The organism is Mesorhizobium sp. M8A.F.Ca.ET.161.01.1.1, from assembly GCF_004792105.1.
In the GTDB taxonomy this organism is placed as follows: Bacteria; Pseudomonadota; Alphaproteobacteria; order Rhizobiales; family Rhizobiaceae; genus Mesorhizobium.
On the sequence record NZ_SRTD01000011.1, the window covers coordinates 26,163 to 48,852 of the forward strand.

General features: G+C 61.7%; 17 protein-coding genes, 1 tRNA gene and 1 pseudogene. 10 read left to right on the top strand and 9 right to left on the bottom strand.

Annotation, left to right across the window (positions count from 1 at the left end; genetic code table 11):
- Window positions 1–83 precede the first annotated feature (83 nt).
- The 3 genes from EN804_RS23930 to EN804_RS23940 all read right to left on the bottom strand — a co-directional run bounded on the left by EN804_RS23930 (window position 84) and on the right by EN804_RS23940 (window position 2,716).
- Window positions 84–896, bottom strand: coding sequence for a class I SAM-dependent methyltransferase (locus tag EN804_RS23930; RefSeq protein ID WP_135921529.1), 813 nt, complete (start codon window positions 894–896; stop codon window positions 84–86).
- A 108-nt stretch (window positions 897–1,004) separates the two neighbouring features.
- A complete protein-coding gene (locus tag EN804_RS23935; protein ID WP_135921530.1) occupies window positions 1,005–2,030 on the bottom strand; it encodes an NAD-dependent epimerase in 1,026 nt (341 codons plus the stop codon).
- Window positions 2,031–2,125: 95 nt separating this feature from the next.
- Window positions 2,126–2,716 carry a biotin transporter BioY gene (locus tag EN804_RS23940; RefSeq protein WP_127281119.1) on the bottom strand — a complete coding sequence of 197 codons (591 nt, stop codon included), beginning with the start codon at window positions 2,714–2,716 and terminating at the stop codon, window positions 2,126–2,128.
- A gap of 115 nt (window positions 2,717–2,831) precedes the next feature.
- Between EN804_RS23940 and EN804_RS23945 the strand changes: the two genes are divergently transcribed.
- Window positions 2,832–3,740, top strand: coding sequence for an MBL fold metallo-hydrolase (locus EN804_RS23945; RefSeq protein ID WP_135881497.1), 909 nt, complete (start codon window positions 2,832–2,834; stop codon window positions 3,738–3,740).
- Window positions 3,741–3,798: 58 nt separating this feature from the next.
- On the opposite strand, the gene EN804_RS23950 is transcribed toward EN804_RS23945, so the two are convergent.
- Together EN804_RS23950 and EN804_RS23955 are read right to left on the bottom strand one after the other, a co-directional pair.
- The gene (locus EN804_RS23950) at window positions 3,799–4,584 is read right to left on the bottom strand and encodes a DUF1499 domain-containing protein (RefSeq protein ID WP_135881498.1); all 786 of its coding nucleotides are present in this window, start codon (window positions 4,582–4,584) and stop codon (window positions 3,799–3,801) included.
- 78 nt (window positions 4,585–4,662) lie between these two features.
- Complete coding sequence (locus EN804_RS23955; protein ID WP_135921531.1) at window positions 4,663–6,291, bottom strand: fatty-acid--CoA ligase; 1,629 nt, start codon at window positions 6,289–6,291, stop codon at window positions 4,663–4,665.
- A 335-nt stretch (window positions 6,292–6,626) separates the two neighbouring features.
- Between EN804_RS23955 and EN804_RS23960 the strand changes: the two genes are divergently transcribed.
- Together EN804_RS23960 and EN804_RS23965 are read left to right on the top strand one after the other, a co-directional pair.
- On the top strand, window positions 6,627–6,980 hold the full coding sequence (locus tag EN804_RS23960) for a hypothetical protein (protein ID WP_127276173.1): 354 nt from the start codon (window positions 6,627–6,629) through the stop codon (window positions 6,978–6,980).
- A 127-nt stretch (window positions 6,981–7,107) separates the two neighbouring features.
- On the top strand, window positions 7,108–7,497 hold the full coding sequence (locus EN804_RS23965; protein WP_127276175.1) for a DUF427 domain-containing protein: 390 nt from the start codon (window positions 7,108–7,110) through the stop codon (window positions 7,495–7,497).
- A gap of 270 nt (window positions 7,498–7,767) precedes the next feature.
- Here the strand turns inward: EN804_RS23965 and EN804_RS23970 are convergent, their stop codons facing one another.
- The 3 genes from EN804_RS23970 to ppdK form a co-directional block, all read right to left on the bottom strand.
- A complete protein-coding gene (locus EN804_RS23970; RefSeq protein ID WP_135881501.1) occupies window positions 7,768–8,508 on the bottom strand; it encodes a polysaccharide deacetylase family protein in 741 nt (246 codons plus the stop codon).
- A gap of 156 nt (window positions 8,509–8,664) precedes the next feature.
- The gene (locus tag EN804_RS23975; RefSeq protein ID WP_135921532.1) at window positions 8,665–9,768 is read right to left on the bottom strand and encodes a glycosyltransferase family 9 protein; all 1,104 of its coding nucleotides are present in this window, start codon (window positions 9,766–9,768) and stop codon (window positions 8,665–8,667) included.
- A gap of 118 nt (window positions 9,769–9,886) precedes the next feature.
- Entirely contained in the window at window positions 9,887–12,565 is a 2,679-nt protein-coding gene (gene ppdK / locus EN804_RS23980) for a pyruvate, phosphate dikinase (protein ID WP_135921533.1), read from the bottom strand.
- 226 nt (window positions 12,566–12,791) lie between these two features.
- On the opposite strand from ppdK, the gene EN804_RS23985 reads away from it, so the two are divergent.
- The 6 genes and pseudogenes from EN804_RS23985 (at window position 12,792) to EN804_RS24010 (ending at window position 19,274) form a co-directional block, all read left to right on the top strand.
- Entirely contained in the window at window positions 12,792–13,136 is a 345-nt protein-coding gene (locus tag EN804_RS23985) for a VOC family protein (RefSeq protein WP_135921534.1), read from the top strand.
- 127 nt (window positions 13,137–13,263) lie between these two features.
- Window positions 13,264–13,338, top strand: a tRNA-Gln gene (locus EN804_RS23990).
- 343 nt (window positions 13,339–13,681) lie between these two features.
- Window positions 13,682–15,131: pseudogene (locus EN804_RS23995) on the top strand (TolC family protein).
- A 39-nt stretch (window positions 15,132–15,170) separates the two neighbouring features.
- Entirely contained in the window at window positions 15,171–17,303 is a 2,133-nt protein-coding gene (locus EN804_RS24000) for a type I secretion system permease/ATPase (RefSeq protein ID WP_135916292.1), read from the top strand.
- Window positions 17,304–17,353: 50 nt separating this feature from the next.
- Window positions 17,354–18,643, top strand: coding sequence for an HlyD family type I secretion periplasmic adaptor subunit (locus EN804_RS24005; RefSeq protein ID WP_127873135.1), 1,290 nt, complete (start codon window positions 17,354–17,356; stop codon window positions 18,641–18,643).
- Window positions 18,644–18,722: 79 nt separating this feature from the next.
- A complete protein-coding gene (locus tag EN804_RS24010; RefSeq protein WP_281040042.1) occupies window positions 18,723–19,274 on the top strand; it encodes a ribbon-helix-helix domain-containing protein in 552 nt (183 codons plus the stop codon).
- 131 nt (window positions 19,275–19,405) lie between these two features.
- Here the strand turns inward: EN804_RS24010 and EN804_RS24015 are convergent, their stop codons facing one another.
- Window positions 19,406–20,359 (bottom strand): transglutaminase-like cysteine peptidase, encoded by a 954-nt coding sequence (locus EN804_RS24015; protein WP_135921535.1) that lies wholly within the window; start codon window positions 20,357–20,359, stop codon window positions 19,406–19,408.
- 323 nt (window positions 20,360–20,682) lie between these two features.
- Between EN804_RS24015 and EN804_RS37310 the strand changes: the two genes are divergently transcribed.
- Window positions 20,683–22,690, top strand: a 2,008-nt coding sequence (locus tag EN804_RS37310) for a VCBS domain-containing protein (protein WP_210237376.1), incomplete at its 3' end; no start/stop codon positions are given.

The window sequence follows — 22,690 nt, forward strand, 5'->3', positions numbered from 1 at the left end:
GGCCGAGGCCTGACCACTGATCGCACTTTCCGTCTTGTCGAGGACGGGGCAGCGGCCATTGCGCAGGGTGGACGTTCCACCATTCAGGCCGCGGCCATGATCACATGTGCCTGGATTTTGGCGGCAACTTCGCCGCTGCCATGTCTGTCGGCAATGGCTGATGCCGCGTAGTCGGTCGCGGCGTCCAGTTTTCCAGCGTCCCTGGCCACGATTTCGGTGCGAAGGACGGTGCCCTGACAATAAGCGACGGCCGGAAGCCGTGGTGAGGATGCGCGGCTTTGCTCGGCTCTTGTCTCGATCGCGACATCGGAGAAACCCGCGTCTTCAAGGTCGCGACGGATCAGCGCCTTGTCGTGATAGCCGTGCGGCGTGCGTGCCAGGAAGCGCGGCGGATCGTCGGGAAAAATCCGCGCGAGGGCATTGGTCACGTCATCGGCGAACACATTCTCCTCGATGCGATCCCATACGTTGAACAGGAACCGGCCTCCCGGCTTCAGGACCCGCCTGGCTTCGCGGTAGGCGGAGGCGCGGTTTGGAAAGAACATCGCACCGAACTGACAACAGACGAGATCGAAGGCCGCATCCTCGAACGGCAGCGCCATCGCATCCGCCTGGCGCCATGTGATGCGGCTGTCGGGTGTCTGTCGCGAGGCGGCGTAGTCGAGCATCGGCTGGTTCAGGTCGGTCACGACATAGCTTGCGCCAGGGGCCAGTCTTGGCGCCAATGCGCGGGTGACGACCCCGGTGCCCGCGGCGATTTCCAGGACAGCCCCCGGCGACAGGGCCGCGGCTCGGCGCGCGATATCCGCGGCGAACGGCTCGAAAATCAAAGGCACCATGTAACGGTCGTAGTTTTCAGGAATCGAGCCGGCGAACAGTTTGTCCGTCTCCAACATGGCAATCCCCACCGTCTGATGACTTGGGGAGACTAGCACATATTTTTGTTCCTGGTCTTTTTCGACCGAGAGCAGGTCTTTACGTGGCCAAGAACGCGTTCATCACGCTCAACGCTGCCCAAAATAACCCAGGTACCATTCGACGAACCGCCCTACCCCCTCGGTGACGGAGGTCCGGGGGCGGTAGCCGACCGCCGCTTGCAGTGCCGAAGTGTCGGCGAAGGTGTCGGGCACGTCGCCGGCCTGCAGCGGCAGGAGTTCGATCACGGCCCTGCGGCCAAGCGCGTTTTCCAGCGCCTCGACATAGGCGGTCAGCTTCACCGGATTGTTGTTGCCGATGTTGAAGATGCGCCAGGGCGCGCTGCTGGTCGCCGAATCCGGATGGCTGGAATCCCAGGCCGGGTTGGCCGCGGCGGGGCTGTCGCTGGCGCGGATCACGCCTTCGGCGATGTCCTCGACATAGGTGAAGTCGCGCGTGTGGTTGCCGTTGTTGAACAGCTTGATCGGCTCGCCGGCCAGGATGCTCCTGGTGAACAGGAACAGCGCCATGTCCGGGCGCCCCCAGGGACCGTACACGGTGAAGAAACGCAGCCCCGTGGTGGGCAGGCCGAACAGATGGCTGTAGCTGTGCGCCATCAGTTCGTTGGCGCGCTTGGTGGCGGCGTAGAACTGCAAGGGATGGTCGGCCGGGCGATGCTCGGAAAACGGCATGTCGGTGTTGGCGCCATAGACACTGGAGGTGCTGGCATAGGTCAGGTGCCCGACACGGCTGCCGCGGCAGGCCTCGAGCATGTTGGTGAAAGCAACGATGTTGCTTTCGACATAGGCGTGTGGGTTTTCCAAGCTGTAGCGCACGCCTGCCTGCGCGGCCAGGTGGATCACCCGGTCGAAGGCGTGGTCGGCAAAGCAGTCGTCGACCACGCTGCGGTCGGCGAGATTGCCATGGATGAAATGATAGCCGGCATTGGTGCCGCGGCCCGCCTCGGCCAGCAGCCGCAGCCGCGCCTCCTTGATCTCAGGGTCGTAGTAGTCGTTGATGCTGTCGATGCCGACAACCTCGTCACCGCGCTCCAGGAGCCGCCTGGCGACATGATAGCCTATGAAGCCGGCAGCGCCGGTGACCAGAACCTTCATCAGAAACGCCCGTCCGTGACATGGCTGGGAGACAGGCCCGAGCTCATCGCAGGCCAAGCTCCGGCCCGAAGTGATCCGGGCCGGATGTTCTCAAATCAGGAGCGCTTCAGCAATGACCAGACGGCCGGCACGAGACTGGCCGCGAGAGCTACCTTGATCAGGTCGCCGACGATGAACGGCACGACGCCGAACTGCCAGGATTTTTCCGGGCCGATGAGCAGCGCCAGCCAGGCAAAACCCATTGCCATCATCACCACTTCGGCAACCAGCATGGCGTTGAAGAGCTTGATCGGATGACGGTCCCAGCCGCGGTCGGCGGCCCAGCCGACAATCGCCGCCATGACCACGAAGCCGGCGAGATAGCCGCCGGTCGAACCGAGCATATAGGCGATGCCGACGCCTTTTTCCGGCGTGCCCTGGAAGACCGGGAAGCCCATCGCGCCTTCCGCCATGTAGAGCAGCAAAGTGGCGACGCCGAGCCGCATGCCGAAGGCGGCGGCGATCAGGAAGACGGCGAGCGTCTGCATCGAGATATCGACAGGCCCGAGCACTACCCTGGTCTTGGCCGAAAGGGTCAACAGCAGTGTCCCGGCAATCGCCAGGAAAAACTGCGTCGCCAGCCGCGCGGCACCATCTTGCGGCAAGGCCAGAAAAACAAGCGGGCGCGTCGTCGTTGCGGTTGTCATGATCTTCCCCAATTCAATCTTGCCGCGAACCAGAAATCGCGGTCTTGCGTTTTCCTATATTGGCTTGCGTGCTATGCGGCAATCGGTTTTGCCGTTCCGGGAACAATGTGCCGACATGGCTCTCAAATTCGATACCAGCTTCGACCCCGCTTATGGCCAAGGCGTAAGCGTGGCCCCCGACGTGCAACGTGTCACCGCCCGCAATCCCAGTCCCTTCACCTTTCATGGCACCAACAGCTATGTCGTGGGACGTGACACGCTGGCGGTGATCGATCCCGGACCGGATGACGAGGGGCATCTGCGGACCTTGCTCGACGTGATCGCCGGACGGCCGGTCAGCCACATTTTCGTCAGCCACACGCATCGCGACCATTCCCCGCTGGCGGCCCGGTTGAAGGAGCGCACCGGCGCCCAGGTGCTGGCGGAGGGACCGCACCGGCCGGCGAGACCCTTGCATATCGGCGAAACCAATGCGCTCGACGCCAGCGCCGACACCGCTTTCATCCCCGACATCGCGTTACCGGACGGCGAACTGGTCAGCGGCGACGGCTGGACGATCCGAACGGTGCTGACGCCCGGCCACACCGCCAATCACGCGGCATTCGCGCTGGAAGGCACCGGAATCCTGTTTTCAGCCGATCATGTCATGAGCTGGGCAACCTCCATCGTCGCGCCGCCGGACGGGGCAATGGCCGATTACATGGCATCGCTCGACCGGCTGATCGAGCGCGGCGATCGCCTGCTGCTGCCTGGCCATGGCGGACCAGTGACTGCGCCGCGCGCTTACATGCGTGGACTGAAGACGCATCGCAAGATGCGCGAACGGGCCATACTGGAGCGGATCAGAGCCGGCGACAGGACAATTCCCGACATGGTCAGGGCGATCTACAGGGATACCGATCCACGGCTGCACGGCGCCGCCGGCCTGTCGGTGCTTGCCCATCTGGAGGATTTGGTGGCGCGCGGCGTCGTGGCGACAAACGCCGCCCCAGCCATAGATGGCATTTTCACGCCGGTCCGATAGGCCTGCCCCCAAGCGTTCACCCTACCGTCGTCGCAGACGCGAATTCGCGCGGAAATGGCTACTCGGCCGGCGCCGCGCCGACCTGGCCGGCGACTTCCTGATCCAGTTCCGCCAGGAAATCGGTGATGCGCGCGGCATTGTCGCCAAGGTCATGGCGGCCGTAACGCGAGGCCGAGCGCATGTCGACGATGACCGTGTCGCCGTCATCCATGACGCGAATGGCGACGTCGGCGGGAAGGCCGAGAACGAAGCTCGAGGCAATGGCGGTGATGGTCACCTCTGTCTGTCCGGCGAGTTCGGGATAAGGCTCCGAAAGGTCCCAGCCGCGCCGGTCGAGCACGGTTTCAACGGCGTTGACGATGGTCTCAAATGGCAGGTCGTAGCTGCGTGCGGTGACCAATGGATAGCTGTCGGTCTGCAAACTCTGCTCACCCGGCGTCGGCGGAGACAGCACGTTCATGTCCTTGGTCCGGTCACCGACATCGAGCGCGGGCGGTTCATCGAAATCGGTCGAGATGTCCCGCAGCGGCGGATAGATCGTCGCCCAGTAGGCGGCAACGCCATAGGGGGTGAGCACCAGCAGCGCCAGCACGGCGCCGACGGTGAGATCGCGGCCACCACGGTCACCAAAATTCCACAGCCTCGCAAAGGCCAGGCCGGCAAACAACAGCGCCAGCGCCGCCAGCAGGGCGACAATGCCCAACACCCACAGGAACACCGGCGTTTGAACGAGGCCGAAGCGATGGCCGACAAAGTTCGTCAGCAAAAGCACCGCCGAAAAGGCGGCCGTGCGCCGCGACCAGCTGGCAGCCTTCGACGTTTGCCGTTCGGGAATGCTAACCATTATTCTCTGCTGCCCCAACCCGGACGGAGGTTTAGTGCCTTTTTGCGGCGGCTTGAAGCCGAAACACGCAACATCCCCTCAATCCGTCGGCAAGCGATAGTCCTTGAACTGCTGACGCAAGGTGATCTTCTGGATCTTGCCGGTGGCGGTGTGCGGTATCTCACCGACGAAAGCGACGTCGTCCGGCATCCACCATTTGGCCACCTTGCCATCCATGAAATCGAGAATCTCGGCCTTGGTCGGTTCCTTGCCCGGCTTGGCGACTACGACCAGCAAGGGCCGCTCGCCCCATTTCGAATGCTGGACGCCGATGGCCGCCGCTTCCGCTACATCGGGGTGGCCGACGGCCAGATTCTCCAGGTCGATGGTCGAAATCCATTCGCCGCCGGACTTGATGACGTCCTTGGCGCGGTCGGTGATCTGCATGTAGCCCCCGGCATCGATATGAGCGACGTCTCCGGTATCGAACCAGCCATCCTCATCGAACTGCTCCGCGCCCACACCGCCATAATAGGCGCGAGCGACTGCCGGACCGCGTACCTTGAGCCGGCCAAACGTCTTGCCGTCCCAGGGCTGCGCGTTGTCGTCGTCGTCGGTCACCTTCATTTCGACGCCGAAGGGCGGGTAACCCTGCTTGCTCTGGACGTCGAGCCGAGCCTCGCCGTCAAGGTCTGCATAGTCCGGCTTCAAGGTGCACAGCGTGCCGAGCGGCGACATTTCGGTCATGCCCCAGGCGTGGATGACCTGGACACCGTAATTGTTCTGGAACTTCGTCATGATCGCGCGCGGGCACGACGAGCCGCCGATCACGACCTTGTTGAGATGGGGAAGTGTCTTGCCGGTCTCCTCCAGATATTGGAGCAACATCATCCACACGGTCGGCACGGCGGCGCTGAATGTGACCTTCTCCTGGTCGAGCAACTCATAGATCGAGGCACCGTCCATCTTGCAGCCAGGCATGACCAGCTTGGAGCCCATCATCGGGCCGCTCTGGCCAAGGCCCCAGGCATTGGCGTGGAACATCGGCACCACCGGCAGGATCGTGTCGCGCGCCGACAGGCCCATGGCGTCGGGCATGGCCGCGATCATGGCATGAAGCACGTTCGAGCGATGGCTGTAGACGACGCCCTTGGGGTCACCCGTCGTGCCGGACGTATAGCACATGCCGGCGGCGGTGCCTTCGTCGAAGGTCTTCCAGGTGAAGTCGCCATCGACCTCATCGAGCCAGTCCTCGTAGGCTACGACACCGGGCAAGGTCGTTTGCGGCATGTGCGCCTTGTCGGTGAGCACGATCACCTTCTTCAGCGATTTGACGGCACCAGCGATCTTCTCGAGCAACGGGATGAAGGTGATGTCGACGAAAACGGCCTTGTCCTCGGCGTGGTTCATGATCCAGACGATCTGTTCTGGAAACAGGCGCGGATTGAGGGTGTGGTAGATAGCGCCGATGCCCATGGTGCCATACCAGGCCTCGATGTGGCGGGCGGTGTTCCAGGCCAGCGTCGCGATGCGGTCGCCCAAGGCAAAACCGTCGCGCTCCAAGCGCTGGGCGACCTTGAGGGAACGACGATGGATGTCGGCGTAGGTGGTGCGCACGATCGGCCCCTCGATCGAACGCGACACGATCTCGCGCACACCATGCTGCCTTTCAGCGTTGTCGATCAGCTTGTGGCACAGCAGCGGCCATTCCTGCATCAATCCCAGCATGCCGTTCCCTCCCTCACGCTTTTCGCCCCCGAGCTTTTCGCTTCACCCTTTTGATCGCATTGTGAAGCGAACCCGGGAATTGTCCAGCCATCCAGGAGCGCAGCGGACGAAATTCGGAGTTCGACCCGTATTGGCAAACGATTGAATCCGGACGCTTTTTGAGTCCATTTGGCTGGTCCTGCCGCCAGTCGAATGTCAGGGGCTTCAAATACGTTTGCATCGAGGTAAACTCCGGTGATCGGACCGACAGCAAAAAGCGCCACAATCCGGCCATCGTCGGTGTTAAGTTTCGTTAACGGGCAAAGGGGTGCGATTGGCGACTGAAAGAGGTTCGCATGGACACGCTCGACGATAAGGTTCTCGAGAGTACACTTGCCGAAAGCCTGGCCGATCTGGTGCCGGACGAAAAGACTGTTTCCGAAGACGAGTTCGTCGAAGTTGTCGGCGGCGCGCTCGAAGCGGTCGGCGGCACGCTGCTGTTCAAGATGTGCGTCCAGAACGAAGGGGAAGGCCAGCACGTCGCGGCGGCATCCGTCGGCGATGGCGGCAATCGCCAGTTCCTCCTGCTCACCTTGCCAACCGGCGGCGGGGCGCTGAAAGTCGAGACCATTTCGAGAAGCAGCAACCCGGTGGCGGGCATCGCGGCCGCCTATGCCGGGCTGATGGACGCCTTCAAAACCGCCGCCTGAATTTCCGCGGCAACCCGAAGGCTATCTTGCGCCACGCACGAGCGCATGGCGTCTGTTTTGTTTGCGACTACGGGCTTGCGCAATCCGGCCGTCCACCACACTTAAGGTCGGGGCAAGAGGAACCAACATGGACAAGATCGCCAACCCGGCACCCGGCTTTCAGCGCAATCCCGACAAGATCATCACGATAGAGCCCTATTCCGGCACCGTCACGGTCCGCGCCGGCGATACGGTCATCGCTTCGTCCGCGAAGGCGAAGGTGCTGACGGAGGCCCCTTACCCCGCCGCCTTCTACATTCCGTTCGCCGACATCGATTTCGACAAGCTCAGCCGAACGGACCACTCGACCCACTGCCCCTACAAGGGTGACGCCAGCTATTGGAGCGTGCTGCCGGCGGGCGAAGCGGGCAAGGATGCGATGTGGGCCTACCGCCAACCGTTCGACGAGATGACCGACATCCGCGACCACGGCGCGTTCTACGCCAGCAAGGTCACCATCGAAGCCAAGCCGGACTGAACGCTTCAGCGCGAAGGCACTTGAGAGTGCATTGAGGTTCAGATCCGACCCTCGCCGCCGACGAGAGGGCTGGCACCCTCTCCCGGCGGTCCATTCTCGACCCTTCGGCAACGAAAGTCATAAGACAAGCAATTCCAGGAAAAGTGCGCAGCGGTTTTCCCGGGAGAAGCGCGTAGCGCTTCCCCTCGGGAATTGCGTAAAAACAAGAAGTTAGAGCGGGTCAGACATTCTATCGAACACTGAACCGCTCTCGATCGGTTTTGAGCCGTTCTACTCCGTGGTGCCGTGATTGCCCGTCCCGTCGGCGTCGTCGAGCCGCACGAAGGTCATGCCCTTGTCCTTGAGCGCCAGCAGGCCCTGGACAACGCCCTCGCCGGCGGCATGGGTCGGCTGGTTGATATGAGCGATGATGACGTCGCCATCCTTGGCCGCGGCGATACGCTTGGCCGTCTCCTTGGCGCCGAGCAGCGAGCCGCCATCGCCATTGATCGAGAAGCCGGCAATCTTGAAGCCGAGCTTGCGGATCATTGCAATGGCCGAGGGGCTATATTCGGCGGTTGCGCCGCGGAACCATTTCGGCGCCGGCTCGCCGGTCCCGGCAAGTGCGGCGGCGCCCGACTCGACCTCGGCCGCTACCGCTTCGGGACTGCCGGCGCTGCGTATGCCATAGATTTTCTGTGGCGTGTCGACCGCCGGAACATGGCGGCCGCCGTGATTTTCCAGTTCGAACAGGTCGGGATGTGCCCGCATGATCGCGACGGCCTCGGCGTTGCGCTTCAGCCAGATGCCGGTGACGAAAATGGTGGCCGGTATCCTGTTGTCCACCAGCGCCGAGAGAATGCGCGTGTCGGTCTTGCCGCCGCAGGCATCGAGCGTGAGCGCGACGCGACCGGTTCCGCTTGCAGCCGGCTTGATGTGCAGCGTGGGTTCGACCAGCGGCGCGGCATGGGCGCTGGATAGCAGCGCCATCGACATGGCGATCATGCAGAGATTTTTTTGCAGCAGACGCATCGAACCCGAATTCCTGACCGGCGATTTCAAGCCGGTAACCCAAAACCCGCATGAAGGCGGAAATCGGGACGATGGATAGCAGAAAAACGCCTGGCGCGGCAATTTGACCGACTGAGAACGAGCTGTTGGACGACAGCCTTGCCGATCGATCACCGCTCAGACAGCGCGTTCCTGTTTCATCTCGGTGCGCGCCAGAACCTCGCGCGCCGCTTCGACGACCGGCTTCACCTCCAGGCGCCAAACGCAGCACGCCTTGCTGGGGTCGGTCCGGCGGCACAGATCCTTGGCCACGCAATCACATGGCATTGACGGCCGAAGCGCGATGCTGGGCACGCCGACAGGTCCCCAGCGCGACGGATTGGTCAGGCCGAAAAGGCCGACAACCGGGGTACCCGCGGCAGCGGCCATGTGCATCGGGCCGCTTTCGTTGCCAAGAAACATCCGGGCCTGTTCCAGGACCGCCAGCAGGCTCTCGAGCGACAGCTCTCCAACCAGGTCGACCACCTGCGTCGCCGTCCCGGCGACGATCCGCGCGGCGGTTTCACGTTCGTCTGGCCCCCCGACCAGGACGACACCCAGTGCGGTTTCGGCCGCGATCTCGTCAATCGCCTCCGCGAACCGTTCGGGCTGCCATTGCCGGCCCTTGAAACTGGCGCCCGCATGCACGGCGATGAAGGCGTTCGGGTGGATATGGTGCTTGCCCAGGAGCGCCAAGGCTTTCTCGGCCTCGAATGGCAGCGGCTTGATGCTCGGTACCGTGGCGTGCAGATCGATGCCGAGTGCTTCAAGAGGGGAGAGATAGCGATAGACAAAATGCTGGCCGCCAAACCCGAATGGCTTGGCAAACACATTGGCGGGCTGCCGCTCCAACAGCTTCAGCGGCCTCTCGGAAGGATTGTAGCCGACGCGTGTCCTGGCGTTGACCAACCCGCTGACGAGCCGAGAGGTCTTGGAATCGGTCAGGTCGATCGTCAGGTCGAAGCGAAAGCCACGCAGCGCCCGCACCACGGCATAGAGCTCTTTTGCGCGTTGCAGTAGGGTACCCCGCATGCTGGCCCGCCTGAACGCAACCACCTCGGAAGCGATGCCATGCGCAACCACGAAGCTCTCGAAATGTGCTTCGCAGAGGAACACGATCCTGGCGCCGGGGAATTCGAGCTGCAGGTTCCTGGCGAGTGTCGAGGCGAGGACGATATCGCCTACGAACTTCGTTTGAATGATCAGGATCGAGCGGATCGGAGCGGGTGATATCTGCAACATCTGTTTCCGGAAGCAATTGGCGGTCATCCGTAAATTGGTCGAGAACAGTGTCGAGATTACGCTATGTCGCCAGCACGTTCACGTGAATTTTCCTACAAACCTTAAGCTCCGTACCAGTCTATCCACGCCCCGTCTTCGCTGCCTGCACTGCGGCCTGGGCTGCCGCCAGCCTGGCGATCGGCACGCGGTAGGGCGAGCAGGAGACGTAGTCGAGCCCGACCTCCTCGCAGAAGCGGATCGACGAGGGATCACCGCCATGCTCGCCGCAAATGCCAAGCTTGATGCCGGGCCGCGTCGCCCTACCCTTTTGCGCCGCCATGCGTACCAGTTCACCGACACCGTCAATGTCGAGCGAGACGAACGGATCCTGCTCGATGATGCCCTTCTGGCGGTAGGTTTCCAGGAAGGACGCCGCATCGTCGCGCGAGATGCCGAAGGTGGTCTGGGTGAGGTCGTTGGTGCCGAAGGAGAAGAACTCGGCCGACTCGGCGATGACATGGGCGCGGATCGCCGCGCGGGGGAGCTCAATCATGGTTCCAGTGAGGTAGTCGATCTTGACGCCGCTCTCATCCATGACGCTCTTGGCGACCGCATCGATGCGCGCCTTCACATAATCGAGTTCCTTCACCAGGCCGACCAGCGGCACCATGATCTCGGGCACCACCAGCGCGCCGGCTTTCTTCCCGGCCTCGACAGCGGCCTCGAAAATGGCGCGCGCCTGCATCTCGGCGATCTCCGGGTAAGAGACGGCGAGCCGACAGCCGCGATGGCCGAGCATCGGATTGAATTCGTGCAGCGCCTCGGTGCGCTGCCTGAGCTTGTCGGGCGACACGTTCATGGCGACCGCGACCTCGGCGAGTTCGGCTTCGGTCTTGGGCAGGAATTCGTGCAGCGGCGGATCGAGCAGGCGGATCGTCACCGGCAGGCCGGCCATGATTTCGAACAGTTCCAGAAAATCCGAGCGCTGCATGGGCAGAAGCTTGGCCAGCGCGGCGCGCCGGTCCTTCTCGGTGTCGGCCAGGATCATCTCGCGCATGGCGACGATGCGCGCGCCGTCGAAGAACATGTGTTCGGTCCGGCAAAGCCCGATGCCTTCGGCGCCGAAGGAGCGCGCCATGCGGGCATCGAGAGGCGTTTCGGCGTTGGTGCGCACCTTCATGCGGCGAACCGCGTCCGCCCACTCCATGATGGCCGCGAAATCGCCTGACAATTCCGGCTGCAGCATCGCCACGGAGCCCTTGAGCACCTGGCCGTTACCGCCGTCGATGGTGATGATGTCGCCCTTGCGGAAGGTCTGGCCCATCGAGAGCAGCGTGCCGGCCCTGTAGTCGACGCGCAGCGAGCCGGCGCCGGACACACAAGGCTTGCCCATGCCGCGCGCGACAACCGCCGCGTGGCTGGTCATGCCGCCGCGCGTGGTCAGGATACCTTCGGCCGCGTGCATGCCGTGGATATCTTCCGGACTGGTCTCTATGCGCACCAGGATCGCCTTGCGCCCTTGCGTCTTCAGGTCCTCGGCATCGCCAGAGGAAAAGACGATCTCACCGGTGGCGGCCCCGGGGGACGCCGGCAGGCCGACGCCAATGACGTCGCGCGCGGCTTTCGGGTCGATGGTCGGGTGCAGCAACTGGTCAAGCGAAGCCGGATCAATGCGGGCGACCGCTTCCTCCTTGGTGATCAGTCCGTCCCTAGCCATTTCGACGGCAATCCTGAGCGCCGCCTTGGCGGTACGCTTGCCGGAACGGGTCTGCAGCATCCACAACTTGCCGCGCTCGATGGTGAATTCGAGATCCTGCATGTCGCGATAGTGCTTTTCCAGGCTGTCGGAAATGGTGACGAACGACTGGAAGGCGTCCGGCATCAGCTTCTGCAGTGACGGCTTGTCGGAACCCGCCGCGATGCGCGCCGCCTCGGTGATGTTCTGCGGCGTGCGGATGCCGGCAACGACATCCTCGCCCTGCGCGTTGACCAGGAACTCGCCATAGAGCTGCTTTTCGCCGGTCGACGGGTTGCGGGTGAAGGCAACGCCGGTGGCCGAGGTCTCGCCCATATTGCCGAACACCATGGCCTGAACATTGACCGCCGTGCCCCAGCTTTCGGGAATATCGTGCAGGCGCCGGTAGGTGATGGCGCGGTTGTTCATCCAGCTCGAAAACACGGCGCCGATCGCGCCCCAGAGCTGCTCGTGCGGATCCTGCGGGAACGGCCGGCCGAGCTCTTCCTCAACCTTGGCTTTGTAGAGCGCGATGACGCCTTGCCATTCGATGGCCGTCAGCTCGGTGTCGAGTTCATGGCCGAGGCTGGCTTTCTGGTCTTCCAGGATTTCCTCGAACACCTCGTGATCGAGGCCCATGACGACATCGGAATACATCTGGATGAAACGGCGGTAGCTGTCATAGGCAAAGCGCGCATCGCCGGAATCGGAGGCCAGGGCCTCGACCGTCTCGTCGTTCAATCCGAGATTGAGCACCGTGTCCATCATGCCGGGCATCGACGCCCGGGCGCCGGAACGCACCGAAACCAGGAGCAGCTTCGAAGGGTCGCCGAACCGGCGGCCGGTCAGCCGGCCGATATGGTCGAGCGCGACAGCGACGTCGGCTTCCAATCCCGCCGGGTAGGTACGGCCATTGGCATAGTAGGCATTGCAGACCTCGGTGGTGATCGTAAAGCCCGGCGGCACCGGCAGGCCCAGGCTGCACATCTCGGCCAGATTGGCGCCCTTGCCGCCCAGCAGATTCTTGTCGCCGGCACGGCCTTCCGCCGCACCATCGCCAAAGGTGAAAACCCATTTGGTCATGCTTTGCTCTCCGGTTGCAGGAGATTGGAAAGATTGGCGAAACGGAAAGCTCCGCCCGTGTCCGACTTTGGAGCGATATGATGCTGCAGTGCGAAAGGCAAGCGCCGGCCAAAGCCGTCGGGTCGCTACAATCGATTAAGAAAAAGCCATGCCCCCGGATGCGTCAAAAAGACTTGCCACCTCAATGTTCGATGTCTAGAACATAAAGGGAACAAAGAGGTGTCCCATGAAACGGCGTGGAAAACTGGACTATCTGGAAATGCCGGCGACCGGCGGCACGCTGGACCGGCTGAAGGGCTTCTACAGCGCTGCCTTTGGATGGTCGTTCACCGACTATGGACCAACCTATTTGGCCTTTGCCGAGGGGCTGGAAGGAGGTTTTCAGGCTGATGCAGGGGAAGCGCCGGCCAAGCCGCTGCCTGTGCTTTACAGTGAGAATCTGGAAGAAACCCTTCGCGCGGTCGAAAGCGCCGGCGGAACGATCGTCAAGCCGATATTCCCATTCCCCGGCGGCCGACGCTTCCACTTCGTCGACCCAGCCGGCAACGAGTTGGCCGTGTGGTCCGTATAGTCCGTTTGTGGATCATCTGGAGGCAATCGCACTGCTGGTCAGGCGAGTGCCTTCGCGGCTGCTCATAAGCATTGTGCTTTTCGGCTGCTCTGCTAATAACGCGCCGCACAGCGACTCTGACGGCTATTGGGGCGTCGCCAAGTGGTAAGGCATCGGTTTTTGGTACCGACATTCCCAGGTTCGAATCCTGGCGCCCCAGCCAAGCGCAGCACGCACCGAATCGGCCCTGCTCAAAAACGCCGCGCCAAGCGCACTTTATTTGCAGGCATGCGTACTCATCAGGATATTGTCAGAACAAGCGTCCTGTTGGCCATCTCCGTATCCTGTCTCGGTGTTTCAAGTTTCAATACCGGCACTTGGTCCCCACCAGCGTCTCAAATGTGTGCCATTTTTGCTACATTCTTTGGCCGTCTGTCTGGATTCTGTGATTTAGTCACAGCTTAATAATGAAACGCTCACGGTAATTTGCAAGATAGTCAACAAGGCCAGGCGCCAAGCCCGGCTGGGGCGCTCTTAACAAAGCGCGGGGAAACGTGGGTGGGAAAATGAAGACGACAGGTCTGTCGACCAAGGTCATGAGCGTTGGTCTCTTGATGACGGCTACCATGCTGAGTTGCTGGAGCGCGCATGCACTGACACTCAAGGAGGCCATGGCGGTTGCGGTGGAATCCAATCCGGAAATCGGCCAGGCCATCGAAAACCGTGAGGCGATCGAGTTCGAACTGAGACAGGCAAAAGGGCTTTATCTCCCAAGCGTCGATGTCGAGGCATCCGCTGGTGCTCGCCGTCTGGACAACTCCTCCCGCCGCGCGCTCTCCATCGAGCACGACGCGCTTTATCCCGCGGAGACCGACCTGACAGTTTCGCAAACGCTTTATGATAGTGGCGCAAGGCGAGCCGAACTCAACCGTCAGGCCTCGCGGGTCGATGGCGCCTCGTTCCGCGTGCTGGAGCGATCCGAGTTCATCGGGCTGTCGGTTGTCCAGGATTACCTGGAATACATGCTTCAGGCCTCGATCGTGGCAGAGGCAAAGAAGAATCTGGGCTTTCACCAAGCGATTCTCCACGACATCAGGGAAGGCATAGCAGGCGGCGGGTTGAACGAAGCCGACCGGCAACAGGCGGAGGAGCGCTTGTTCGCGGCCAAGGCCCGCATGCAGGAAGCCGCCGAGGAACTCGAGGCCTCGAGGATCCGCTTCTTCAAGACCGTTGGGAAACCGCTGACCAATGCATCGCGGCCAGGCGATGTTTCCTCTGCGCTGCCAAGGTCGCTGGACGACGCACTGGGCATTGCGCGGGAGAACAATCCGCGCGTCCACATGGCCAATAGCGATATTTCCGCCGCCGCCTCGCAGGTTGACGCCGCGCGGGCGAAATACGGCCCTTCGGTCGTCGCCGAAGGCGTTGCCCGGGCCGGATACGACATTGACGGCGACAATGGAGACACGTCCGATCTGCAAGCACGGGTGGTGCTGCGGTGGAATCTGTACCGGGGCGGCATCGACAAAGCCAATGAGCAGGAGCAGATCCGCCGCGCCAGCGAGCAGCGGCTTGGGCTGCATCAGGTTCTGCGGGAGATCGAAGAAGCCGTTCGCACGTCGTGGGATCGCCGCTTCCGGCAAGCCGATCTGGCAAAGACCCTGAAGCTGCAAGCCGCTACCAACGAGAAGCTGGTTGCTTCTTATCGCGAGCAGTTCAAGGTCGGACAGCGCTCGCTGCTCGATGTGCTGGATGCGCAGAATACGCGGTTCAACACAGCGACGCTGGCGGACACCGCGTCCTACGCATCGCTCTTTGCGCAATATCGGCTTCTGGCAGCGACCGGGCAGTTGCTGAAAACGATGGACATCCATCCCCCGAAGCAGGCCACCGCCTACGCCAAAGATGAATTTGCGGTTCCGGAGACCGCGGACACCGAAACCTATGCACGGACCCCGTCGGAACAGACGAACGATATACCCTTTCGACATCCTTGCCCCGGTCAGGAAGAAGTGAGCCGGTGTAAGGGAGGTTGAGGGTCCTGGCGGGCGGATCGTGAATCAGCAGCCACATATTCTGTCGCCCAAGGAGGCGTTCAAGGCCTGCTTTTCGGCGATTGCGGCCTATCTCGGCAGGCCGAGTGCGGAGACCGTGCTGTTTGCCGGGGTGCCGATTTCGGACACGCGCATCGAGGTCACCGAGATCCGGCATCTTGCCGAACGCATCGGTCTCGAGACCCACGAATTCAATCATCGCGACTTCCTGCGCGGTCGCGTCGATCTTCCGGCAATTATCTTCCGTGTCAGCCAGTTGCCGATCGCCCTGCTGGCCGAAATCGATGGCGACGGGTATCTCACGGCGCCGCAGGAAGACGGGCGCACGACTATCGGCAAATCCGAGCTGGCCGCGAGTTACATCAGTGGCGGCGTATCCTTCTCGATCACCTATGCCAACGCCACCGAAGGCATGAAGGTCGGGTCGGCGCAGCAGATCGAACGGCGCCATTGGCTGACGGGAACGATGGGCGCTTTCTGGCGCACCTATTCGAAGGTCGTGCTGTCGGCGATTTTCATCAACCTGCTGGCCATCGCCTCGCCGATCTTCACCATGAACGTCTATGACCGTATATTGCCGAACAAGGCGATATCGACGCTCTGGGTGCTGGCGATCGGAATCGGTGCCGTCATTCTCTTCGACCTGCTTCTGAAGACGGCCCGGGCCTCGCTGATCGACTATGCCGGGCGCAAGGCGGACCTGCGGATATCGTATCTGCTGTTCGAGAAGGTGCTGAATTCATCCTTGTCCGCGCGCCCTGGTTCGACCGGCGAATATGCCAACCGTGTCACTCAATATGAGTTCGTCAGGGAGTTTTTCACCTCCAACACCATCAGCGTCTTCATCGACACGGCCTTTGTCTTCATCTTCCTGCTGGTCATCTACGCGATCGGCGATTGGTTGGTCGTCATACCGGCCCTGGCATTTGTGGCGTCGGTAATCGTCGGCCTCGTCACGCAACGCCGCATCGGCAAACGGGTCGCCGCCTCGATGAACGAAGCATCCCAGCGCCAGGCCTTGCTGGTCGAGTCCATCTCGACGCTGGAAACAATCAAGTCGCTGCGCGCCGAAGCCTATTTGCTGAGGAAGTGGGGCGAGCATTCGAAGAATGCGGCCAACACCTCCGAGAAGATCAAGCAGCTCTCGGCTGCGGCCGGCAACATCACCCAGGCCATCCAGCAGCTTGTGACGGTCGCCCTGGTCGTGGCCGGAGCCTATGCCTTTTCGGAAGGGCATGTTTCGACAGGAGCCATTATCGGCACGGTGATGCTGGCGAGCCGGGCCGTGGCTCCGCTCGGCCAGATCGCGATCACCTTGTCGAGATTTCGCCAGGCCATGCTCTCCTTGAGAATGGTGAATTCCATCATGTCCCAGCCGGAGGACCGGCCGGACACTGTGGGCTTTGTCAATCGCCCGATCCGCAATGGAGCGATGACGTTCAAGAATGTCGGCTTCGTTTACCCCGGATCGGAAAACGAGGTTCTGTCCGGCCTGAACTTCTCGGTGAAGCCGGGCGAGCGCATCGGCATCATCGGCCGCATCGGGTCGGGCAAGACGACGATGGGACGCCTGATCGGCAGGCTTTTCCTGCCGAGCTCGGGCGAGTTGCTGCTGGATGGCATCGACATCCGCCAGTATCACCCGTCGGAGGTGCGCGCCGCCGTCGGCATCGTCGCGCAAGCTGGCGATCTGTTTTCGGGCACCGTGAAGGAGAACCTGCTCATGGCATCTCCGGAGGCGACCGACGAGCAGATCATCGAAGCCGCAAAAGCCGCCGGCGTCGACGAGTTCGTCTCTCGCCATCCACGCGGCTACGACATGAATGTCGGCGAGCGAGGCACCAATCTTTCCGGCGGGCAGAGACAGACGGTGGCGATTGCCCGGCTGCTTTTGACCAAGCCGAAGATCGTCTTTCTGGATGAACCGTCCGGCTCGATGGACCTGGCTTCGGAACGACAGCTGATCAAGCAACTGAAGACAGCTTTTGACCGCAATACGACGCTGATCGTCTCGACGCATCGCTTCAGCATGCTCGAACTGGCTGATCGCCTTATTGTTGTCGAACAAGGAAAGATCGTTGCTGACGGGCCAAAAGAACAAGTCATTCAGGCGCTGCAGAGAACCAATTCCTGAATGAACAAATTATATCGGGCTAAACCCGATATAATAACGGGGCGTAGGAAATGCTTGCCAGAGAAGACCGCCCGCCGCTTTTCGCGACGGCGTCCATATTCATCATAGCGGCGCTCTTCGTCGCCTTTGTCGCTTGGTCATCATTCGCCGAGGTCGACGAGATCGCGCGTGGCGATGGCAAGGTCATACCGGCCTCCAAGACACAGGTCATCCAGGCCAGCGAGCCGGGCGTCGTTCAGGAAATCGCCGTGAAGGTGGGGCAGGTCGTCAGGAAGAACGACCTTATCATTCGTCTCGACAATACTTTGAACACGTCCAGCCTCGGCGAACAGCAAGCCAAGGCGCGAGCCCTGCAGACACGCATCGCCAGGCTCAAATACGAACAGAGCGGCAGCATCAGCGGATCGTTTCCATGTCCGCAGGACATTCAGGCGGTGGCGCCGGAAATCTGCGACAACGAGCAAAATCTCCTCGTTGCCCGACGCGAAAACTTCGACAACAAGCTGTCGGTGCTCAAGTCGCGCCTCGACCAGCGCGAAAAGGAACTCGACGAAGCGAACGCCAATCTCGACCGATTGACAAAAAACCTGGCTGTGAGCGACCAACAGGCGACGCTGGTCGAGGCGATGGTCAAGAAGGGTCTGATGGCAAGGACCGAGCAGCTCAAGGTCGAGCAGGAGCAAACCGAACTCAACGGCCAATTGAACCTGGCCGGCGAGACGATAAAGAAAGCCAAGTCGGCGATCACCGAGGCGCAGCTCCAGGTCGAGGAACTCGGGCTGCAACTGAAGCAGGAAGCACTCGATGACCTGACGCAGGCCTTGGCCGATCTTTCGGTGGTGGACGAAACCATTCGCGGCGCGACCGACAAGGTCGCGCGAACGGATATCCGCTCGCCGGTGGACGGTATCGTCAACACGATGGAACTGAACACCGTCGGCGCCTTCGTCCAGCCCGGTACTGTCGTAGCCGGCATCGTGCCTACTTCCGAGACATTGCTGGTAGAAGCACGTGTTTCGCCCCGCGATGTCGCCTTTATCCGCCCCGATCAGGATGCCTTGATAAAAGTCACGGCTTACGACTTCTCGATCTTTGGCGGCATCGAAGGCAAGGTTTCCAACATTACCGCGGACAGCCTGGTCGATCAGAAGACGGGCGAACCCTATTATCAGGTGCGTGTTGCAACCGAGAAATCGACACTGGTGCGAGACGGAAAGGCATATTCGATCATCCCCGGCATGATCTGTTCCGTGGATATCAAGACCGGGCGCAAGACGATCCTGAGCTACCTGCTGAAGCCGATCAACAAGGCACGTCAGGAGGCAATGAGTGAGCGATAACGCCATCTCTCCCCGGACCTTGAAAGACCGTTTGCTTCTGCCGCTCCCCACAGAAGATTTCGAGCTCGAGTTCCGCGTCGTGGCGCGCGGCGGCGTAAGGCGCGGCATCCGTCTTGAGCGGGCTTTCTGGGTTTCGCTGAAGCAGATGGCCGAGAGCCGCAAATGCACGATCGGCATGCTGGTCGACGAGATCGCCGAAAGTCACGCGGAAAAAGGAAACCTAACCTCGGCAATTCGGGTCGCCTGCATACGCGAATCGGGGAACGAGAACCTGAACCTGCGCAAGCTTGCGTCGATCAGGACGGTAAACGCCATTCTGCTTGCCTGTCCGTCGCCGGCTTTCGCCTTGGCATCGACGAAGAAGATCGTGACGTTCAATGCGTCGTTCCAGCAACTGGTCAAACGGCAGTTGCCGACAGCATTCGACCAGGACACGCGGCAGGACCTGAAGCTGGCGCTGGATCTCAACGTGGCGGATATATTCGCGCGCCTTGACACCAATGGCGACGTTGCCGTTGCGAGCGGATTTGTGATCGGTGCCGGCGAGCGCCGCTACCGGGGCCAGCTGAACGTGGTGCGCGCGCCGGTGCAGGACCTGGAATTGCTGATGGCTTTTGTCTTCAACGGATAGAGCGGCTCATCCTTTCGCGGAAACCGTTCCATCTCCTTGTTTTCACGGCAATTCCCAATGGCAAAGCGCTGCGCACTTTTTCCGGAATTGCTCTCGGCATTGAGCCGGGACAGGAAGCGACCACCTTGCCTTTACTTGACTTCCAGCAGCGCGCCTTCGCCAGGCGCGACGGTTTCGAAACCGCCCTTGACGTCGGCCATCTGCGCGGCCCCCGGCTTGGACCCGTGGATCCATGCCCGGTCGGTGCTGAACGAATACAGTGGCTGGTAGTCCGGGAGCGCGCTGTCCTTGAGCACCGTGTTGTTGAGACTGTCGAGAATGTAAGCGCCGCCTGCAGTGCTCACCGAAAGCACGGCGTGGAAGAAACCTCGCTTGCGGTCCTGGAGAACGACGAGCGACATGCTGCGTGCCGGAATGCCGGCCCTCAGCAACGCCGTCATCTTGAGGATGGCGAAGTCCTCGCAGTCACCGGCGCGATTGGCGAGGATTTCCGACGGTTTCGCCCAGTAGTCGAGCTTGCCGTAAACGACGCTGTCCTTCTTGTAGGCGATCAGGTGGTTGATGCCGCTGTTGATGAATGACAGTTTTTCGACAAAGCCCTTGCCTTGGGCGGCCGAGACCATGGCCGCGAAGGCCGGGCTCTTGTAGTCACAGGGACTGCCCGCGGTGCAACCGGTTATGGCCTGGTAGACTGGTGCCCAGCGCGCCGAAACGGGAAAATTGCGCATGGACAATGCAACCGACCCGAACACGCCCGGGATAATCGACGCAGTCTGCATCGGGTCGACCCCCCTGCCTTCTTGCGCGGTCGAGGCGCTGGAGCCGTCTTGCGCTGGAACGGGACTGTAGCCGTTCAGGACAAGGCTGATCTGGTAGGGGGCGGCCGGCTGCCAGGGCTGGTACCTTTGCAGCGAAATACCGCCGAGACCATGCGGCGCCTGGACCGTCCCAAGCAGCGCTGTTTCGGGCAGGAAATCCCTGACGACCGGCCCGGCAAGGGCTGGTTGCGCCGAGCCGGCCATCCCCACTGCCAGCAGAAGCAGCTTGAGCTTGCTCTTCCCCGGAGCATTCTTTTGTTTTTTCATGACGCCCACCTTTGACCGTGGACGCTACCAATCTTGTCTCAAATTACTGGAAAGGAAGATGGATAACTTTCCTGTATAATCGTTTTGCTAATTTGAGTAAAATTTTACACGTATTTATACTTCTATTTACCGGATTGTTCGCATCGCTCGCGGCGAAGCGCCATGCGTCCAAGACAACATATAACTGATTATATGTTCACAGTTTACCAAGCGTAAAAAAAGTTATCGCAGGCATATCCAAATATATAGAATGGATTGATGGACCGTTGCAAAGTCGAGGCGCCACCTGTCTCTTTCCGGGAAATGCCGGAGGGGTTTAAGCTATGGCGACCAGTATTGAATTGGACAACGTTTCGAACTCGTGGGACGAGCATTCCGTCTCCAACGATCACCAGGACCTGACAGCGCCGATCCAGTTGGTGGCGCAGGCCGCACCGGCCGAGCAGGCGGCGGCACCGGCCCAAACGGCGCCGGCTTCGGCCGAACCCGTGCCCGTCGATGTCGGCGGCGGTGCGCCAGCGGCTGCTCCGCCAGCGGCAAATGCCCCACACGAATACGTCGCCGACGCAAGCAACGTCGTCAGACTTCCCGCCAATGTCTCGATCGACAACATCAAGGTCGACGGGCACAACCTCGTGCTCGAGCAGGCGGACGGCTCGGTCATCGTCATCAAGGACGGCGCCCTGAATGTGCCGACCTTCATCATCGGCGAAGTCGAAGTGCCGCGCGTGGCCTTGATCGCCGCGCTGGAAGCGAGCCATGTCGATGTCGCGTTTGGCACGGATGGTTCCATCTCGGCGGGCCCGGGAGGTTCGGCCTCGAGCGCCGGCGGCAATTTCGAACAGCCTGCCGGCGGGATCGGCGACGGCTTCGGCCTGTCGGCATTGCTGCCGCCGACTGACCTGCATTTTGGGCAGCTGGATCATCGCGAGTTGTTTCCTTCCTTGGTCGACAGGGGCGTCTCCGTGGTGGCCATGTCCCTGACCGACCCTGGCCAGGCGGCCAGCGAAACCGGCCTCGATGGCGGCTCGCAACAATCGCCGGGCAGCGACGCACCAAGCAACTCCGAAACCTCCGGCGTCGGCACGATCAGCATCGACGCACCCGATGGCATCGGCTCGATCGTCATCAACGGCACCACCGTGACCGGCGTTAACCAGCAAATCGCGGGCGAGTTCGGCTACATCACGATCCTGTCGTTCGATCCTGGCACGGGTGCCATCCAGTATGACTACACGGTCACCGAGTCGGTTACCCATCCCGTTCACACGACCGGATACGACGCCAACGACACGGTTCCCGACACTTTCAGCATCACCGTCACGGATGTCGACGGCGACACCGCGAGCACGACCTTTGCCGTTGCCATCATCGATGACGTGCCGACGGCGGTTGCCGACACGGACAGTGTCACGGAAGGCGGCACGGCGAGCGGCAACGTGATTACCGGCGTCGGCAGCGACGGCAATGCGGCCGGCGCCGACACCAAGGGTGCCGACGGCGCCGCGGTGAGCGGCGTGACGGGTTCTGGGGCAACGACGGTGGTGGGCGGCGACTTCCATGTCGTCGGCCAGTACGGCACGCTGACACTGAGCCCCGACGGCACCTATAGCTACGTGGCCAATTCCAACATCAGCAACGCCTCTCCAGTGACCGATACCTTCACCTACACGCTGAAGGACGGCGACGGCGACACCTCGCAGACCACGCTGACTATCACCATCAATGACGGGGCCAACCCGTCGGTGGTCACCAACGCGGTCATCGCGGTGGACGAGGAAGGGCTCGGCACCGCCAATGCGACCGGCAGCGCGCCCGCGACCAACGTCGAGGACGGCAGCGGAACGGTGACGTTCCATGCCGGTTCCGACGACATCACCGGGGTGGCCTTCACATCGGTCGCCGGGATCACGGCGGACGTCAACGGAGTTGCCGGCGCCGACATCGTCTGGACGCTGGCCGGGCCGACTCAGATAGTCGGTTCGATCAACGGGATCGAAGCCATCCATATCGACCTGGTCGCATCGTCGCTGCCAATCCTGGCTGGCACCAACGGCTCGGCGACAGTCAATGTGACGCTGCTCGACAATTTCCCGCATCCCGACGCGGGTGGACAGAATGTCATCAACCTGACCGGCATCAATGTGGTCGCTACCGATTCGGACGGCGACCAGGCGAGCGCGACGGTTCAGGTCAATGTTACTGACGACATCCCGGTTGCGGCCAACGATGCCAACAGCGTGACGGAAGGGCTTGGCCATTCGACGAACGGCAACGTGTTCGGCGCGGCCGGTGCGAGCGCCGGCGATCATGCCGACACCATCGGCGCGG

Bases quoted from the DNA above. Each gene is read 5' to 3' on its own strand.
- EN804_RS23965 (WP_127276175.1), top strand. From the start codon at position 7,108: ATGGACAAGATCGCCAACCCGGCACCCGGCTTTCAGCGCAATCCCGAC.
- EN804_RS24005 (WP_127873135.1), top strand. From the start codon at position 17,354: ATGCTTGCCAGAGAAGACCGCCCGCCGCTTTTCGCGACGGCGTCCATA.
- EN804_RS23975 (WP_135921532.1), bottom strand. From the start codon at position 9,768: ATGTTGCAGATATCACCCGCTCCGATCCGCTCGATCCTGATCATTCAA.
- EN804_RS23955 (WP_135921531.1), bottom strand. From the start codon at position 6,291: ATGCTGGGATTGATGCAGGAATGGCCGCTGCTGTGCCACAAGCTGATC.
- EN804_RS23935 (WP_135921530.1), bottom strand. From the start codon at position 2,030: ATGAAGGTTCTGGTCACCGGCGCTGCCGGCTTCATAGGCTATCATGTC.
- EN804_RS23950 (WP_135881498.1), bottom strand. From the start codon at position 4,584: ATGGTTAGCATTCCCGAACGGCAAACGTCGAAGGCTGCCAGCTGGTCG.
- EN804_RS23960 (WP_127276173.1), top strand. From the start codon at position 6,627: ATGGACACGCTCGACGATAAGGTTCTCGAGAGTACACTTGCCGAAAGC.
- EN804_RS23970 (WP_135881501.1), bottom strand. From the start codon at position 8,508: ATGCGTCTGCTGCAAAAAAATCTCTGCATGATCGCCATGTCGATGGCG.
- EN804_RS23940 (WP_127281119.1), bottom strand. From the start codon at position 2,716: ATGACAACCGCAACGACGACGCGCCCGCTTGTTTTTCTGGCCTTGCCG.
- EN804_RS23930 (WP_135921529.1), bottom strand. From the start codon at position 896: ATGTTGGAGACGGACAAACTGTTCGCCGGCTCGATTCCTGAAAACTAC.
- EN804_RS23945 (WP_135881497.1), top strand. From the start codon at position 2,832: ATGGCTCTCAAATTCGATACCAGCTTCGACCCCGCTTATGGCCAAGGC.
- EN804_RS24015 (WP_135921535.1), bottom strand. From the start codon at position 20,359: ATGAAAAAACAAAAGAATGCTCCGGGGAAGAGCAAGCTCAAGCTGCTT.
- ppdK (WP_135921533.1), bottom strand. From the start codon at position 12,565: ATGACCAAATGGGTTTTCACCTTTGGCGATGGTGCGGCGGAAGGCCGT.
- EN804_RS23985 (WP_135921534.1), top strand. From the start codon at position 12,792: ATGAAACGGCGTGGAAAACTGGACTATCTGGAAATGCCGGCGACCGGC.